Annotated in this window: 15 protein-coding genes; 2 read left to right on the top strand and 13 right to left on the bottom strand. The window is 48.7% G+C overall.

The features are described from left to right. Positions 1–8: 8 nt before the first annotated feature. Genes vgrG through AAHN97_RS00540 form a run of 9 tightly spaced genes read right to left on the bottom strand, consistent with a single transcriptional unit; the run spans position 9 to position 8,579 of the window. Positions 9–1,757, bottom strand: a complete 1,749-nt coding sequence (gene vgrG / locus AAHN97_RS00580; protein WP_343305643.1) for a type VI secretion system tip protein VgrG — start codon at positions 1,755–1,757, stop codon at positions 9–11. After that, positions 1,754–2,542 carry a CIS tube protein gene (locus AAHN97_RS00575; protein ID WP_343305642.1) on the bottom strand — a complete coding sequence of 263 codons (789 nt, stop codon included), beginning with the start codon at positions 2,540–2,542 and terminating at the stop codon, positions 1,754–1,756. Before AAHN97_RS00575 ends, vgrG begins: the two co-directional genes overlap by 4 nt. Further along, positions 2,542–2,736 carry a DUF5908 family protein gene (locus AAHN97_RS00570; RefSeq protein WP_343305641.1) on the bottom strand — a complete coding sequence of 65 codons (195 nt, stop codon included), beginning with the start codon at positions 2,734–2,736 and terminating at the stop codon, positions 2,542–2,544. The genes AAHN97_RS00575 and AAHN97_RS00570 overlap by 1 nt, the downstream gene beginning before the upstream one ends. A 15-nt stretch (positions 2,737–2,751) precedes the next feature. Next, positions 2,752–3,261 carry a phage tail protein gene (locus AAHN97_RS00565; RefSeq protein ID WP_343305640.1) on the bottom strand — a complete coding sequence of 170 codons (510 nt, stop codon included), beginning with the start codon at positions 3,259–3,261 and terminating at the stop codon, positions 2,752–2,754. 4 nt (positions 3,262–3,265) lie between these two features. Beyond that, a complete protein-coding gene (locus AAHN97_RS00560) occupies positions 3,266–3,697 on the bottom strand; it encodes a phage tail protein (RefSeq protein WP_343305639.1) in 432 nt (143 codons plus the stop codon). Between the two features lie 30 nt (positions 3,698–3,727). Beyond that, entirely contained in the window at positions 3,728–5,755 is a 2,028-nt protein-coding gene (locus AAHN97_RS00555; RefSeq protein ID WP_343305638.1) for a phage tail sheath C-terminal domain-containing protein, read from the bottom strand. Between the two features lie 19 nt (positions 5,756–5,774). Beyond that, positions 5,775–7,214, bottom strand: coding sequence for a phage tail sheath family protein (locus AAHN97_RS00550; RefSeq protein WP_343305637.1), 1,440 nt, complete (start codon positions 7,212–7,214; stop codon positions 5,775–5,777). A gap of 16 nt (positions 7,215–7,230) precedes the next feature. Beyond that, positions 7,231–7,971: a hypothetical protein gene (locus AAHN97_RS00545; RefSeq protein ID WP_343305636.1), complete on the bottom strand. Its 741-nt coding sequence runs from the start codon at positions 7,969–7,971 to the stop codon at positions 7,231–7,233. Positions 7,972–7,976: 5 nt separating this feature from the next. After that, positions 7,977–8,579, bottom strand: coding sequence for a DUF4255 domain-containing protein (locus AAHN97_RS00540; protein WP_343305635.1), 603 nt, complete (start codon positions 8,577–8,579; stop codon positions 7,977–7,979). Between the two features lie 275 nt (positions 8,580–8,854). Here AAHN97_RS00540 and AAHN97_RS00535 point away from each other — a divergent pair, with 275 nt between their 5' ends. Beyond that, positions 8,855–9,538, top strand: a complete 684-nt coding sequence (locus AAHN97_RS00535; RefSeq protein ID WP_343305634.1) for a nitroreductase family protein — start codon at positions 8,855–8,857, stop codon at positions 9,536–9,538. A gap of 40 nt (positions 9,539–9,578) precedes the next feature. Here AAHN97_RS00535 and rsmI read toward each other — a convergent pair whose 3' ends face one another. The 4 genes from rsmI to AAHN97_RS00515 are packed head-to-tail and all read right to left on the bottom strand — an operon-like array spanning position 9,579 to position 12,725. Further along, positions 9,579–10,286, bottom strand: a complete 708-nt coding sequence (gene rsmI / locus AAHN97_RS00530; RefSeq protein ID WP_343305633.1) for a 16S rRNA (cytidine(1402)-2'-O)-methyltransferase — start codon at positions 10,284–10,286, stop codon at positions 9,579–9,581. A 43-nt stretch (positions 10,287–10,329) separates the two neighbouring features. After that, on the bottom strand, positions 10,330–10,575 hold the full coding sequence (gene purS, locus AAHN97_RS00525) for a phosphoribosylformylglycinamidine synthase subunit PurS (protein ID WP_074240264.1): 246 nt from the start codon (positions 10,573–10,575) through the stop codon (positions 10,330–10,332). Positions 10,576–10,601: 26 nt separating this feature from the next. Next, on the bottom strand, positions 10,602–11,375 hold the full coding sequence (locus AAHN97_RS00520; protein WP_343305632.1) for a CDP-alcohol phosphatidyltransferase family protein: 774 nt from the start codon (positions 11,373–11,375) through the stop codon (positions 10,602–10,604). 57 nt (positions 11,376–11,432) lie between these two features. After that, positions 11,433–12,725 (bottom strand): aminopeptidase P N-terminal domain-containing protein, encoded by a 1,293-nt coding sequence (locus AAHN97_RS00515; RefSeq protein WP_343305631.1) that lies wholly within the window; start codon positions 12,723–12,725, stop codon positions 11,433–11,435. Positions 12,726–13,045: 320 nt separating this feature from the next. Between AAHN97_RS00515 and pckA the strand changes: the two genes are divergently transcribed. Then, positions 13,046–14,647, top strand: a complete 1,602-nt coding sequence (gene pckA, locus AAHN97_RS00510) for a phosphoenolpyruvate carboxykinase (ATP) (protein ID WP_343305630.1) — start codon at positions 13,046–13,048, stop codon at positions 14,645–14,647. Positions 14,648–14,743: the final 96 nt, after the last annotated feature.

The raw sequence follows: 14,743 nt of genomic DNA, 5'->3' as shown, positions 1-14,743 counted from the left end.
TGAATATTTTAATTGATCTGAACCATACTTCCTTTTACGACCGTAATAGCGCTGGAGTTTAATTCCAACCCCGCAGTACCTTCTGCTTTAAATTGCATCCCTCCCTTCAGTTCCATGTTTTTGGTACTTTCTATTTTCACATCACCTGAAGCCTTTAACTCCAGATCACCTGCACTTTCTATCGTAATACCGGATGATGTCATCTCTATTTTGTTCCCATTCTTGTCTTTGATGGAAATTTTTCCATTGTCTTCATCGAGTAACAAAACATTTCCGGGGGTATCGATTGTGATCGTCTTTTTTTCATCATTAAAAAGGATCCGCATTTTCTCGCGGGAGAAGTACCCTTTTTCAGGATTGGCATCTGCTGCTTCCAATGGTGGCACTTTTGCGCTGCTGAACAGGCAGCCGAGCACAACGGGTAACCGGGGATCATCATTCAAAAAGCCCACCACCACTTCGTCATCTACCTCCGGCAGAAAAAATGTACCCCGCTCATTCCCTGCGTCCAGTGTTGCTACTCTCGCCCATACCCCGTCTCCATCCAGGCTAACGGAAGGTATCTTGACGCGGATACGTGCTTCACCATCAGGATCTGATTCCAGTGCCGCTACAACGGCTGTATGCAAACCGCTGATACCCGGCAGTAATGCGCCTGCACTCTGCGTCTGCTGCGGAAAGGTATTTGCGTGCAGCTTGGGCGTTAGCCCCAGCTGCAAATCTGTGTACCAGTTACCGCCGCTTAGTTCATGCCGTACGCCGCTTACCCATGCGAATCCGTTAAAGCGGTCCCCCAACCCTTCAAGGGCCACCGTAATGCCGGGTAATGCCGTAGCAAACCCTTCTACTTTTGCTCTGCCGCACATAAATGCCATCCTGCTGCGAAGCAGGCGTGCATCGGCCCAGCTTTGTACTTCTTCCTCCGTCAGGCGGCCGGGCTGACGAAGCGTGTAGCTGGCAGCGCCTGTTGTAGACCCTACTTCCACAGGATCTATATTGCCGGGGGCGGTCCACTCCGGCTCTGCTGATTCCGCTTCAAGCAATACCTGGCCGGAAGGGTCCCATGCCTGGGCCTTTACGCTGCCGTATTGTTTGCTCCCATCTATTTCCGCGTCAAATTCAACGAGGTTGGTTCCAAACCTGAGCGTGGCCACTCCCTCTGCAGCCACTTCGGGTTTCACGATATTGATCTTCCCTTCGTTAGCGATAGCCACAAATCCGATAGCATCCAGTCTCGTGATAAGAAAATCCCAATCCGTACAATCATACTGTACCATTTCAGCATGCGTTACGGGTGTATCGGCAATATCTCCCGTGAGCTCATAAACGTCCAGCAAAGTGGATGCGATCTCCGCATCACTCATTTCGGCAAACTGGCTGCTGTTAGGAGCAATGGTCATCGCGATGGCCTTGTGCCTGCACTCCACCAGCAACTCTGTTCTTTGATGACGCACGCGCAGCGAATGTTTGGTGACAATACCCGAAAAGATCAGTTCGTCTTCACTATGGTAACCGGCGAGTATTTCTATTTCATTTCCGGGCACAAAAAAGGTGTCGTTGCTGACCACCCATTCAGTAGATGCCGCATCGCCGTCAGCAATGCGCAGTTGTGCCATGGTGATGCGATTCGCTTCATTATGTATAATGATCGATTCAATCGGAACGTCTGTCGGCAATTGATCTCCGTTCACCTTTACGGTGAAGGTCACGAGGCTCGTGTCCAGTGCTATCGGTAATAATGGTTCTTCGTTGCTCATACCTTCGTAGTTTTTGCCGGCGGGAAAAAGATATTGCCACCTTCCTTCAGCTTGCGGAAGTTGAATAATTTATTCACCCGCGCCACTTCGATGTAATAATTCGGTACGCCATAAATGCCATGGCTCAACAGCGGGAGGGTATCACCTGCAAGCACTGTTTTCACGTGGGTAAGATCAGGAGAAGATTTTTTCTCCATCGCTTCCCGCACCATGTCTTCAATTGTACCGCTAAAACCGGCTCTGGCCTCGCAGCGCAGCGGAGTTCCGTCCGGCTTGAATAATTTATAGTTCAGGGAGAGGCTGCTCAATACGCCACGAAATACCAGCTTGCCCCAGGTCAATTGTACCTGTCTCGGACTATGCCCGGTGCCTTTGTATGTATAACAGACAAAGGCAAATTTGGCCAGCTCCGTCATTACATCATATTCCTCCTTCTCTCCTAAAAGTCCTGCTATTGCACCGGCCACAGCACCGGCAATAGGGATGCCATCGAGCGGACCGGCAGGAGGTGGAATCACACCGGTGCCATCAAAGAGGAAGGTGAATTCCAGTACCGGCGGTGAAGTATCCCGGTACTTTGCCCTGCTTCCCGATGCTCCGGCTACCCGTGTGCGGGAATAATTAACATGGTGATTGATCGAATAACTATCCGGGTTAACCTGTACCATGTATTTATCCTCTTCCACGGTGCTCAGCGCCGCAGGCTCTTTGGGGTTCTTTTGAGGCATCAGGGCACAAATGGTCATCTTCTCCATCTTGCCCGTACCGAATAAGGAATCCAGCATTATCGTTCAGTTTGTCTTTTCAGAATGCTCAATACTTCTTCCGCACACATGGCTATAATATGCTGCATTTCTTCTTCACCCAGGCCGCCCTGTGACACTGCTCCGTTGCCACCACCGCCGGTGCTTTCCCCGGCATCGCCCCCGGATGATTCCACCTGGGCTCTGATAATTATTTCACGTACTTCTATCGGCATGTGCGCAATGTTTTTTTAGATTCCGATATTAACATCCAGCGAAGCAGTAAGCCCTGCAGCAAGATCCAGTCCCACACTGATGGGATCATAGTATTTGAAATACTGGTAACTAAGCACCAGTGTTTCTACTACAATCTCATTGTTGCCCGCATTGATCCCGGAAACTTCCAGGTGCTTGGGAATGGCATTGATAAGGTACCAGTTGTACAGCGGGATGTGATCCGCATTCAGCAGGGAGATCATCACATTGCTGGGTTTGAACTTAAACTCATCAATGGCCTGGCGGGCCCAGTGAAGGATGCCCGAGCCCAGGAATTTTCCCCGCTTCAGCGTAACATCGCCATACTTGGCGCGCACCGGAAGGTTGTGCACAAAACGGTGTTCACCACCTTCCGGTTTTGTTTCCATTTCAATGTCTACACTCAGCCCGCTTACCTCCTGGAAACGAAGGTCATTCGGGAATTGAGGGAAGATCTCGAAGAATACAACGAAATGGAATCCTACCTGTGGATATTCAAATGACATCGGATCAGTCGTTTTGGATTACAAGCCCTTCATGCACCAGCTCAATGGATTCAATGGCTACTTCATTACCGTCTGCTTTCAGATCAGTACTTGTTACCTTAATAGGCCATGCACTCTTCACCTTCCATACGATCACCGGTTCATGGTTTTCGTTGAGAAGGCTGATCGTTACATCACGGCGTTCAATGGTATTCAGTGCCACAGTGTTCCACCAGTTGTAGAATTCATTGTCTCCCTGGAACGTACCACGTTTGAGGGTGATGTTGCTGAACTTCTGCATGCCCGGCATTTTTGTTTTCACATACTCCGGGCTTGCACCATCGCGGTACTCGATCGGATCTGTTTGAACATCCAGTCCGGATACTTCTGTGAACCCGATGTTTGCACCACCCCATTCAACCTGGAAGTGGAATTTAGGAAGCGGATAATTCGCCATAACTTATGGTTTTTGTTGTTTAGTCAATGATTATGATTCCTGCATTTTATGAGAGAAACGAAGGATGATAAATTCAGCAGGACGAACCGCTGCCATGCCGATCTCTACGATCAGTCGGCCTTCTAGAATGTCCAGTGCCGTCATCGTTTCGTTAAGTCCTACCTTAACATAGAAAGCTTCTTTCGTGGAAGCGCCCGCTAATGCTCCCTGCCGCCACTGCAGCGTAAGGAAGTTTTCGATCATGGCGCGGATACGGATCCAGGTATTGGCATCATTCGCTTCGAACACAAAAGGTTCGGATGCTTTTTTCGTAGATTCTTCCACGTAGTTAAAGAAGCGGCGCACGTTTACATAGCGCCATTCGTTATCATTTCCTGCGAGGGTTCGTGCGCCCCATACGAGAATACCTTTGCCTGTGAATGCGCGGATGGCGTTCACTGATTTGCCGGTATCATGCAGGTTAAGCGAGGCCTGTTCCTGGTCCGTAAGTTTGTAAGCCGGGGCTATTACACCACGGAGACTTACGTTGGCCGGAGCTTTCCAGACACCGCGGGAACGGTCTGTATTCGCATACACACCCGCTACGGCTCCTGATGGCGGCATCAGGCTCATGTCTTTCCTGATCCTTTCCTGTACTGCTTTGTAGAAAGGATGTTTCGCGAAGAGCTGTTTTTCTGCCTGATCCGTACGGAACATCGCATCTTCTACCAGCGCTGTGAACGCCGTTGCAATGGCATTAAAAGCGGTTTGCAGAATGGGTGAATTCGCGGCCGTTTTTGCAATCTGGGCAACCGTAACACCGCCGGTGGAGTAATCTGTAGGGTCAACAGGAATAGCCGTTGTTGCCGGCTGATTGATCCAGTTTTGTCCATCCAGCGAATTGTAATCTTCTTCCGCATTTTCCTCCGTGCGTGCCAGCGCAATGGAACCGAATACCTGCGGATTCTTTTCGTAACCGATCAGCAGGCTGATCTGCGTACGCAATGCTACGTCTGCTTCCAACGCAGTGAGTGCCGTACTCAATGCCGTTGAATTACCTCCATCATTTTCCAGATCGGCGAACGATAGTGCAAGTTGCCGTACGAAGGTCATCATGGCAGCAAACGCTGTTCTTGCATCGTCAGCCACCGTTGTTCCCATCAGCACACCGCGCAGTTGGTCCAGCTTTGCGGAAAGCGGATTGTAATTGCTCCTGCCGAGTGCTGGTACGGTCACTACTTTTGAGAATATGCGCTGCTCTTCGAGGATGTTCGGGCCAAGCGCCGTCAAAAGCCCATCGATCTCAGCATTTCCCGTTACTATGTTGACAGGGGCCGGGGGATCAGCGGTATCCAAAAGACTGATCTGCGTAAAACCAACTTCTTTTAAGTAAGTGCTATATAACCAGGGGTAGTAAGCTGCTGCGTATTTGAGATTATTATTTCCCACAGCATCCCGGAACTCGTCAATTGGTTGTGTAACGAGGTTATCGGGAGCGAGGTTCCCTTCCAGCACATCCAGGATACCAAAGCGGTCCTGCAGGCGGTTGCATTGTTCAATGATGGCCTGATGCAAATTGCCTGCGGCAACGAAATCCGGATCGCCGTCTCCTTCACGGAGCGCGATGGTATCCGGTGCTACCAGCAATGTAGGTTCATCAAATTTTTCCAATGCACGCAGTCCGCCACGCAGGCCTGTTGTATCATTGCCGAATGCAACAGCAGTGCTGTAATCGCCTACGGTCACGATGTAACAGGGGCCGCCGCCATTATCGAAGTAATGCCGGAGTGCATCAAACAGGTAATACCGTCTGCCGGTTGCAGGTTCGGTGCTGACAATATTGAAGGTAGCATCTACCACCACATTGTACAGCGTGGGGTTGTATTCACCGCCGAACATTGTTGTGTAATCCAGCAGAGAAGTGATGCGGATCGGCCGGTTGATCAATGTAGCGCCGGCTGTGTCCACAATCACCGCTGTATGGCCAATGAAAGCGGGAACGGCGGTAGCTACGGAGGCTACGGAAGGTGGAATCAGGGATAATTCCTCTACAAATACGCCGGGTGTTTTATAATCCATGATCGTTGTGCTTTAGAGATTAAGATTCCTGCATTTTGTGGGAGAAGCGGAGTACAATGAACTCTGCGGGGCGAACCACTGCCATGCCTATTTCCACGATCATCCTGCCTTCCAGGATATCCTGCGCGGTCATCGTTTGCCCCAGCCCTACCCTTACATAAAAGGCGTGTTCTGTTTTGGCACCTGCCAGTGCGCCTGCGCGCCATTGAAGGATGAGGAAATTTTCGATCATCGCACGCACTTTCACCCAGGTATTAGCATCGTTGGGCTCAAACACGAAGGGCTCGGAAGCTTTTTTAGTGCTTTCTTCCACCATGTTGAAGAAACGGCGGACACTTACGTAACGCCATTCATTATCATTACCGGCCAATGTACGGGCGCCCCAAACGAGATGGCCCTTGCCGGTGAAGGTGCGGATGGCATTGATGGACTTACCCGTAGTGTGCACGTTCAGATCCTTCTGCCCGGCATCGTCCACTGCGATGACCGGACGGCGTACAAAGCTCAGGCTTACATTAGCAGGAGCTTTCCAAACACCACGGGATGCATCTACCTGTGCATACACTCCTGCTATGGTGCTGCTCGGTGGTAATACTACCGGCATAGCAAGGATAGCATTGCGGATCTGGTGGTACAGGGCATTGGAGCTATGATACAATGAGCGTAACTCCTCGGCTGCATTCGCCGGAGCGGCAAGCCGTAAAAAAGTATTGGCAGGAACACCGGCACCGGTAATAGTCACCGCTTCTTCGTTATAATTAAAAGTAAGTGAGGTCACCAGGTGTGGATAATAAGCAGCACCATACAACAGGAAGTTATTTCCGATCATGGTACGGAAACCATCTGTTACATGATCAATCGGATTTTCATTGGCAGGGTTGGTATAATCCAGGTGGCCATTGAAAACATCTGCGATCGTAAAACGATCTTTGAGCCTGTCGCACTGCGCCAATGCAGCCTGATATACCTGGTAAAACTCGGAACGGCTGAGGCGTAAAGCATCAGGGAATACGAGCAGCGTAGGCTCATCTTCCTTCCCGATGGCCGCAAGCCCGGCCGTGTGATTTGCGAATGAAGGCGCTACGTTATCCTGCCCGATGGACACGATGTAACAAGGTCCGCCACCATTTGCGAAATACATTTGCAGGGAGTAGTACATGCGATACAAAGCAGCTTCAGCGGGAGCTACAGGTGGCGTGGTGATCACGCGTTGACCCTGCGGGTTATTGCCTACCACTGCCGTAAAAGTTTCAAGCCTTGCGCCGAATATGGTTTCATATTCCACGAGCGACTTGATGCGCACCGGCCTGTTCACCAGTGTATCGCCGTTCAAAAGGATATTGCGGGTATACCCGATAAAGGCCGGTATGGCCGTTTCAACCTGCGCCACGGAGGGCGGGAACTTCGGCACCTCGTCGATGTAAACGCCGGGTGTTTTGAGGTCTGCTAGATTTAACATGTTGTAATTAGTTTAATCAAGTACTTAAGAAATTAATCCTGTATTCCCGTGGCTGCGGGGCCATATGCCAGGCGTCTTTATATATTTCAATTATGCCGTTGGTAGTTGAGCCGTTTGCCTGCTGATCGAAAACAACGTGTTCCTGCACCGGTACACCACCTTCCAATCTCACCTCGTAGGCTCCTTTGGGCAGCATACTTACATCCAGGCCAACATTACTTTGCGTTACAGCTACCGGATCATTGATTGTAAAGCTGATGGGCGCTCCTGCAGCGATCTTCCCGGCTCTGAAAGTGTTATAGTCTCCCGGGACGATATCTGCCGAAAGCAGGAATGTGCTCAGGGCGCCGCGCTCTGCATTGCCTGCCGTCGCAGCTGCTGTCAGCCGTACGCTATTGGCAGCAAGATTGCTGTCAATTAAACCTGCGGCAGATAAATTATTTGCGTAGAAAATATGCCTTCCGAACCGCCGTTCACCGGTATTAAAAAAATCGACCGCATGCGAAATGCTCAGCCAGAATGTAAAGGTGATGGGCTGCGTAAGCTCCACAGCGGGCACCCACGTAACACCACTACGGTGCTGCCGCATATACGCTATCAGTCCTCCCGGAACTGCGCGCGTAATTACGCCATAGTTTCTGCACACCACCGCTGCTGCCGGTGACAGCATCACTTTGACGGCATCTCCGGCACTCGTTCCGTTGATCAGAACACCTATCCTGAACTCCGGCTGGTAGCGCCATGCATACACATCCATAAATTTTATTTTTCGGGTGACTGGTTCGCCAAAACTTTTGTTCCGAGATTGATCTCTGTAATAATGCCTGCTCCCTGGGGTTCTGCATTCTGGATCACGGCCAGGCGCATTTTGTACACAACAGAAGGAATATATTTTCCTCCCATCACACTCCATAACTGATTTAATTCTTCAAAACTGGTGGAATACAGATCTAATATGATCCGGTCAAGATTGAATGTTGCAAGTACAGGAATATCTGTTGCCGTAAACACAAACTTGCGCTGGAAGAATCCGATCACCTGCGATATGCGGTTCAGTGCTGTGCTGTAATTATTTTTGTTCGCACCGAACAACACATAGATGTTCAGATAAATCTCCGGCTGCCTTTCCTGGCCCTGCGGAATGCCTCCGGGAGTATGCACAGTTCGCCTGAAAGGCAGATTGCGCAAGCTTTCTTCCTGCTCAATATTTACAACGGAAGCAATGATCTTATCGCTAAGATTCTGTGAAGAATTATCCTGGAATGCATCTGCAAATGATACATTGCCAAGTATGACTTCAGGGTCCACAGTTCCGATGTAGGTATTGAGTTGCGTAATGATTGCATTCAAAACCTGATCAATCATATCTGATTTGATTTTTTTGGGGGTGCTACCTAAATACTCGGAATTTTTAGTTTTTCATATAAAACCAGCCTGTTAAATATATGCAGCAAGTTATCAGGGTTCACACTTTTTGGGGGACACTTATGCTGCGTTTAAAATATCGGGGTAATTACTCTCTATGTAATATTAGTTAATAAATTTCATTCGACAAAAAAATACGGATGCGTATTAATACCTTTTTTTCTGTAATTTATATCGACCTAAACATATGCTCCAAACACCAAAACAATAAGTCTATGTCAACCAGAAAGTTGATCGAGGGTTATCCTTTTGTGAGTTATTCCCGCGAAACATTTGACCAGAACACCATGGTCCGGCGCTCTGCAGAGATGCTCCAATGGATGGATACACGTAGAACCGTGCGTGATTTTTCCGGCAAACCCATCCCCCGCGAAGTCATTGAAAACATCATTCTTGCCGCAAGTACGGCACCTTCGGGTGCGCACAAGCAGCCATGGACGTTTTGCCTGATCGAAAACCCGGCGTTGAAAAAAGAGATCCGTATGGCTGCCGAACAGGAAGAGTACAAGAGTTATCACAACCGTATGAGTGAGGAATGGCTGAAGGATCTGCAGCCCTTGCAAACGAATTGGGACAAACCTTTCCTTGAGATAGCGCCCTGGCTGATTATAATGTTTAAACGCATATATGAACTGGAACCGGACGGGCACAAACACAATAACTACTATGTGCAGGAAAGTATCGGCATCGCTGCCGGTTTTTTATTATCGGCTATTCATCATGCAGGATTGGTGGCATTAACACATACACCCAGCCCCATGAATTTCTTAGGCGATATTTTAGGAAGGCCTGAAAATGAAAAAGCGTTTTTATTAATTCCGGTGGGGTATCCTGCACAGGAATGTTGGGTGCCGGATCTAGAACGAAAATCTTTAGAAGAGGTGGCGGTGTTTTATTGAGGTTGTGAATTTTTATTACGCCGGAATATGGCTGAATATTTTATTCCTCATCATCCTGCTGTGATTTTTTGCCTGGTGCTGTAAACCCTTCCACGATGATTACAATTTCGCCTTTCACACCTTTCTCCTGAAAATAATCATGTACTTCCTGCAAAGTACCGCGTTTATTTTCTTCAAACATTTTAGTGAGCTCGCGGGAAACGCAGCATTGCCTTTCTGCACCAAAGTATTTGATAAAATCGTTCAACGTTCTTACAAGGCGGTGTGGAGATTCGTAGAAAACGAGCGCACGTTCTTCCGTGGCCAGTTGCGTGAATAAGGTCTGACGACCTTTTTTAAGGGGAGGAAACCCTTCAAAAGCAAAGCGGTTCATGGGAATGCCGCTGTTAACGAGTGCGGGAACAAATGCCGTGGCGCCTGGTAAACATTCTACGGGTATACCGGCACGGATACATTCCCTTACCAGCAGAAAGCCCGGATCAGAAACACCTGGCGTACCAGCATCTGTGAGCAAGGCCATTTCTTTGCCTCCCTGCATCTGCTGTACAAGATGCTGCAACACCTTATGCTCATTGTGCTGATGATAAGGTGTTACAGGCTTGTTGATGCCATAATGCTTCAGGAGAACACCCGAGGTACGGGTATCTTCTGCCAGGATCAGTTCTACCGTTTCCAAAACCTTCACGGCCCTGTACGTTATATCCGCCAGGTTACCGATGGGGGAAGGAATGAGGAAGAGTTTTGACAAGGCTATTGAAGTTTAAGATCCGGGTATTGATAAGTAAACAGATCTATTGAATATTAACTTCGTAAGATTCCATTACCTGGTTAGCGAGCAGTTTCTGGCAGGCATTCTCCGCCAGGTGTTGCGCTTCTTCTTTGGAAGATGCTTCGATCTGAAGCGTGATATGTTTACCTATGCGCACGTCATGTACATTTCCGAGGCCCAGGTTTTTCAATCCGCCTAATACAGCTTTGCCCTGAGGGTCCAGCAATTCTTTCAGCGGCATCACGTTGATATGTGCAGTAAATGTCATTTGTCTCAAAAATTTAAGACGCAAACCTACGAGTTTTTTATCGAATTTTTAGGCGGCACTGCCAGTGAAAGGCCCACATATGCGATAAATACAAATGGTACGGCAGCATAACGCAATACAGGTATGCTTATCAGCGTAAGCACCACCAGCAGGAAGCGGGGCCAGTTATCTTTCAGGGAGAAATTCTTAAACTTCAGGCTGATCATGGGATGCGAGCTCACCATCAGGTAGCAGAGCACAAAAATGATCCCGTATAATACCCAGATATTTTCCAGCCAGTGGGCCAGGTTATAAGGGTTGTATAACATGATCAGGGGGAAAGAAGCCACCAGGAAACCTACGGCCGGCGTGGGCACTCCTATGAAATGCTCGGCCTGGCGGGTATCCAGGTTGAAAACTGCCAGGCGGTAAGCTGCAAAACAGGGGATCAGCAGGGCCGGCGCCAGGTTAAAGTAGGAAACGTCAAATACATCCGGACTTTGAAAATAAGCGCTGCGCAGCAGGCGGAACATGATCATGCCAGGCACTACGCCAAAGGACACTACGTCTGCCAGCGAATCCAGCTGTTTGCCTAATTCAGAAGAAACTTTGAGTAAACGGGCTACAAATCCATCAAAGAAATCGATAATCCCGGCCAGCACTACCAGTGCGGAAGCCCAGTAGACGGGTTCAGGATTGGTGACAACGTAATCTGTGCCATTGAATTCTGCGATATACTCCGGTGCGTGTAGGATGAAGATAATGGCGAGTGCGCCACAAAAGAGATTAGACAGGGTAAGGATATTCGGAATTTGTTTCATCAGTATTTTTTCGTTGTGCCAAAATGGAAAGGGGGTGTTCCCCCCTTCCACAATATATTACTTCTTCATTAAAGCTTCTATCTCATCCGCCGTAATGGGGATGTTCTGCATCAGGTCCACATTCCCGCCGGCTTTCAGCCAGATGTTGTTTTCAATGCGGATGCCCAGTTGTTCTTCTTCAATATAAATACCCGGCTCTACGGTCAGCACTGCTCCTTCCGGAATAGGCTGGAAGAAAGAAGGCCCCAGGTCATGCACATCCACACCCAGGTGGTGAGAGATGCCATGGTACAGGTATTTGCGGTATGCAGGTGTTTCAGGGTCCTGGTTTTTGATATCCCCTTCCGTGAGCAACCCTATCTTCACAAACTCTTTCCCAGCTTCCACGCCTACCATCTCATGATATTTGGCGATCGTGATACCGGGTTTGAGGATAGACTTGGCATAGTTATGCAGGTGAAGGCAGGCATTGTACACTTCTCGCTGGCGGGCAGTGAACTTTCCGTTCACAGGTACGCTGCGGGTAAGGTCTGCATTGTAACCACCATAGGCAGCGCCAAAGTCCATCAGGATCACTTCTCCATCTTTACATTCCCGGCTGTTCTCTACATAATGTAAAGTACGGGCACGGTCGCCGGAAGCGAGGATAGAACCATAGGCTTCTCCGGTAGCGCGGTTGCGCAGGAACTCGTGCAGGATCTCTGCATGGATCTCATATTCAAATACGCCGGGTTTAATAAATTGTAAAAGGCGGCGGAATGTTTTCTCTGTGATATCGATCGCCACCTGCTGTACTTTCACTTCCTCCGCTGTTTTCACAGCACGCAATTCTTTCAGGATCTTAGCGGCACGCAGGTAATTATGCAAAGGATAACGCTCCCGGAGTTCTGCAGCATAACGGTAATCCCTTACCGGAACGAGGTTTGCCTTACGGTTATTTTCGTTGGAATTGAGATAGATATTGGAAGCTTCATGGATCCATTGTTGTAAAAACGCATCCAGGCTGTCCAGCCACACAATGGTTTGTATACCGGAAATAGCTGTTGCTTCTTCTTTCCGCAGGCGGTGACCATCCCATTTCTCTTTCAGTTCATTCGGGCGTACGAGTACCAGCACCTCCCGGTGTTTAGGATCCGGATTGTTGGGATATAATACCAGCATGGTATCTTCCTGGTCGATACCGGTCAGCCAGTACAGGTCTGAATTCTGACGGAATGTAAAAAGTGCGTCTCCGTTAGTGGGCAGTTCATCGTTTGAGTTGAAGATGGCAATGGAATCAGGCTGCATTTTTGCAGTAAAACGTTCACGGTTCCTGATAAAAAGCTGTTGATCCAGCGGCAGATATTTCATTGAATACTTTTTTCTGATGTATGAGGGCTCAAACTTACCAGAAAATCAGCAACCTGCAAAACCTTATCCTTCCCTCTGCTGTGGCTAAACCTCACACAAAAGTTATAGTTGATTACCCAAAACTGATGCGCTATTAACAAATAATTATTCCAGCAGTCTTTTGATTTTCGCTTAAAATGAAATCGATAGAATTGAATAATATCTAAAAAACGAGGTTTTAACATGTATAATTTCATAAATTTTCGTGGTGCAACACCTATAAAATTTGATAACATCAAAAAAAGCCTAGTTTTGCCTATACACCAAAACAATCTTTCTTTATGCAAATCAGCAGTGTAAGGGACACACTCAGGGAATTGCGGGAATTGGGCATAGAGAACACCGCCGATGTACATTACCAATTAACCCCGGAAGAGCTGACTGCTCAAACCCTGGCACGCAAGCAGGGTAGTCTTAGCGAAACGGGCGCATTGGTGGTGAATACGGGGGAGTTTACCGGCCGTTCTCCTAAAGACAAGTTCATAGTGAAAGACAGCATCACTGCTACAACTGTGAACTGGAACGATTTCAACCTACCGTTCTCTGCCGAAAATTTTGACAGGCTCTATCAGAAAGTGACCCGTTATTTTGCGGGAAAATCAGTTTGGGTGAGAGATTGCCAGGCATGTGCTGATCCGGAGTACCGGCTCAACATCCGGGTAATTACAGAGACCCCATGGGCCAGCCTCTTTGCCTACAATATGTTCCTCCGCCCCCACGAGGAAGAACTGGAGCAAACGGACCCTGACTGGACGGTTATCCAGGCTCCGGGCTGTGTAGCAGATCCAGCTACAGATGGTACCCGCCAGCACAATTTTGCGGTAGTGAACTTTACCAAAAAGATGATCATCATTGGTGGCTCTGCCTATACCGGTGAGATCAAGAAAGGTATCTTCACCATCCTTAATTATGTACTGCCGCATGAAAAGAATGTACTGAGTATGCACTGCTCTGCCAACCAGGGCCGCAATGGTGATACCGCTGTATTCTTTGGCCTGAGTGGTACCGGCAAAACCACGCTGAGTGCAGATCCGGAACGTAAGCTCATTGGAGACGATGAACATGGATGGACCAACACCGGCGTTTTCAATTTTGAAGGTGGCTGTTACGCCAAAACTATCGACCTCAGCGAGGAGAAGGAACCACAGATCTTCCATGCCATCCGCGAATATGCGCTGGTAGAGAACACCGGCTTCTTCCCCGGCACACACAGGATCAATTATGCAGATAAGAGCATCACGGAAAACACCCGTGTTTCTTACCCCCTGCATTATATAGATAATGCCCTGGAACCTTCCATCGGCAGTCTTCCTAAAAACATTTTCTTCCTCACCTGCGATGCATATGGCGTGTTACCGCCCATTTCCAGGCTAAGCCCGGGACAGGCTATGTACCAGTTCATTTCCGGTTATACTGCTAAAGTAGCAGGTACGGAAGCAGGTGTTACAGAACCAAAATCCACATTCAGCGCATGTTTCGGCGCACCATTCCTTCCCTTACACCCTGCCCGTTACGCGCAGATGCTGGGAGAAAGGTTGCGTAAACACCAGGTGAATGTATGGCTCATCAATACCGGCTGGACGGGTGGCGCTTATGGTACAGGCAGCAGGATCAAACTGAACCTGACCCGCGCTATGATCAGCGCAGCGCTGAAAGGAGAACTGGAAAAGGTAGCTTACAAAAACCACGAGGTTTTTGGTGTATCCATTCCTGAATCCTGCCCCGGCGTACCTGCAGAAATCCTGGATCCCCGTAATACCTGGGCTGATGGCGCAGCGTACGACAAACAGGCAAAAGACCTTGCAGGCCAGTTCGTTAAAAATTTTGAAAAATATGCAGCACAGGCCGATAAAGAGATCCTGGCTGCCGCCCCCAAAGCATAACAGCCGCTTGGCTTTATAAATTCCTTCGTTCAATTACAATTTGGTTAGAGGGGCTGTCTGGCTGACAGCCCCTTTTCCTTGTCCCCAATTTTCTGT

The organism is Chitinophaga niabensis, from assembly GCF_039545795.1.
GTDB lineage: Bacteria > Bacteroidota > Bacteroidia > Chitinophagales > Chitinophagaceae > Chitinophaga > Chitinophaga niabensis_B.
Note: the sequence above shows the minus strand (reverse complement) of the source record. Positions and strands in the feature narration are given on the sequence as shown.

What these genes read in the sequence shown, in the direction of transcription:
- AAHN97_RS00570 (WP_343305641.1), bottom strand. Translation starts at nt 2,736, where the DNA reads ATGCCGATAGAAGTACGTGAAATAATTATCAGAGCCCAGGTGGAATCA.
- purS (WP_074240264.1), bottom strand. Translation starts at nt 10,575, where the DNA reads ATGACATTTACTGCACATATCAACGTGATGCCGCTGAAAGAATTGCTG.
- AAHN97_RS00550 (WP_343305637.1), bottom strand. Translation starts at nt 7,214, where the DNA reads ATGTTAAATCTAGCAGACCTCAAAACACCCGGCGTTTACATCGACGAG.
- pckA (WP_343305630.1), top strand. Translation starts at nt 13,046, where the DNA reads ATGCAAATCAGCAGTGTAAGGGACACACTCAGGGAATTGCGGGAATTG.
- AAHN97_RS00520 (WP_343305632.1), bottom strand. Translation starts at nt 11,375, where the DNA reads ATGAAACAAATTCCGAATATCCTTACCCTGTCTAATCTCTTTTGTGGC.
- AAHN97_RS00575 (WP_343305642.1), bottom strand. Translation starts at nt 2,542, where the DNA reads ATGCTGGATTCCTTATTCGGTACGGGCAAGATGGAGAAGATGACCATT.
- AAHN97_RS00555 (WP_343305638.1), bottom strand. Translation starts at nt 5,755, where the DNA reads ATGGATTATAAAACACCCGGCGTATTTGTAGAGGAATTATCCCTGATT.
- AAHN97_RS00535 (WP_343305634.1), top strand. Translation starts at nt 8,855, where the DNA reads ATGTCAACCAGAAAGTTGATCGAGGGTTATCCTTTTGTGAGTTATTCC.
- AAHN97_RS00545 (WP_343305636.1), bottom strand. Translation starts at nt 7,971, where the DNA reads ATGGATGTGTATGCATGGCGCTACCAGCCGGAGTTCAGGATAGGTGTT.
- vgrG (WP_343305643.1), bottom strand. Translation starts at nt 1,757, where the DNA reads ATGAGCAACGAAGAACCATTATTACCGATAGCACTGGACACGAGCCTC.
- AAHN97_RS00540 (WP_343305635.1), bottom strand. Translation starts at nt 8,579, where the DNA reads ATGATTGATCAGGTTTTGAATGCAATCATTACGCAACTCAATACCTAC.
- AAHN97_RS00565 (WP_343305640.1), bottom strand. Translation starts at nt 3,261, where the DNA reads ATGTCATTTGAATATCCACAGGTAGGATTCCATTTCGTTGTATTCTTC.
- AAHN97_RS00515 (WP_343305631.1), bottom strand. Translation starts at nt 12,725, where the DNA reads ATGAAATATCTGCCGCTGGATCAACAGCTTTTTATCAGGAACCGTGAA.
- AAHN97_RS00560 (WP_343305639.1), bottom strand. Translation starts at nt 3,697, where the DNA reads ATGGCGAATTATCCGCTTCCTAAATTCCACTTCCAGGTTGAATGGGGT.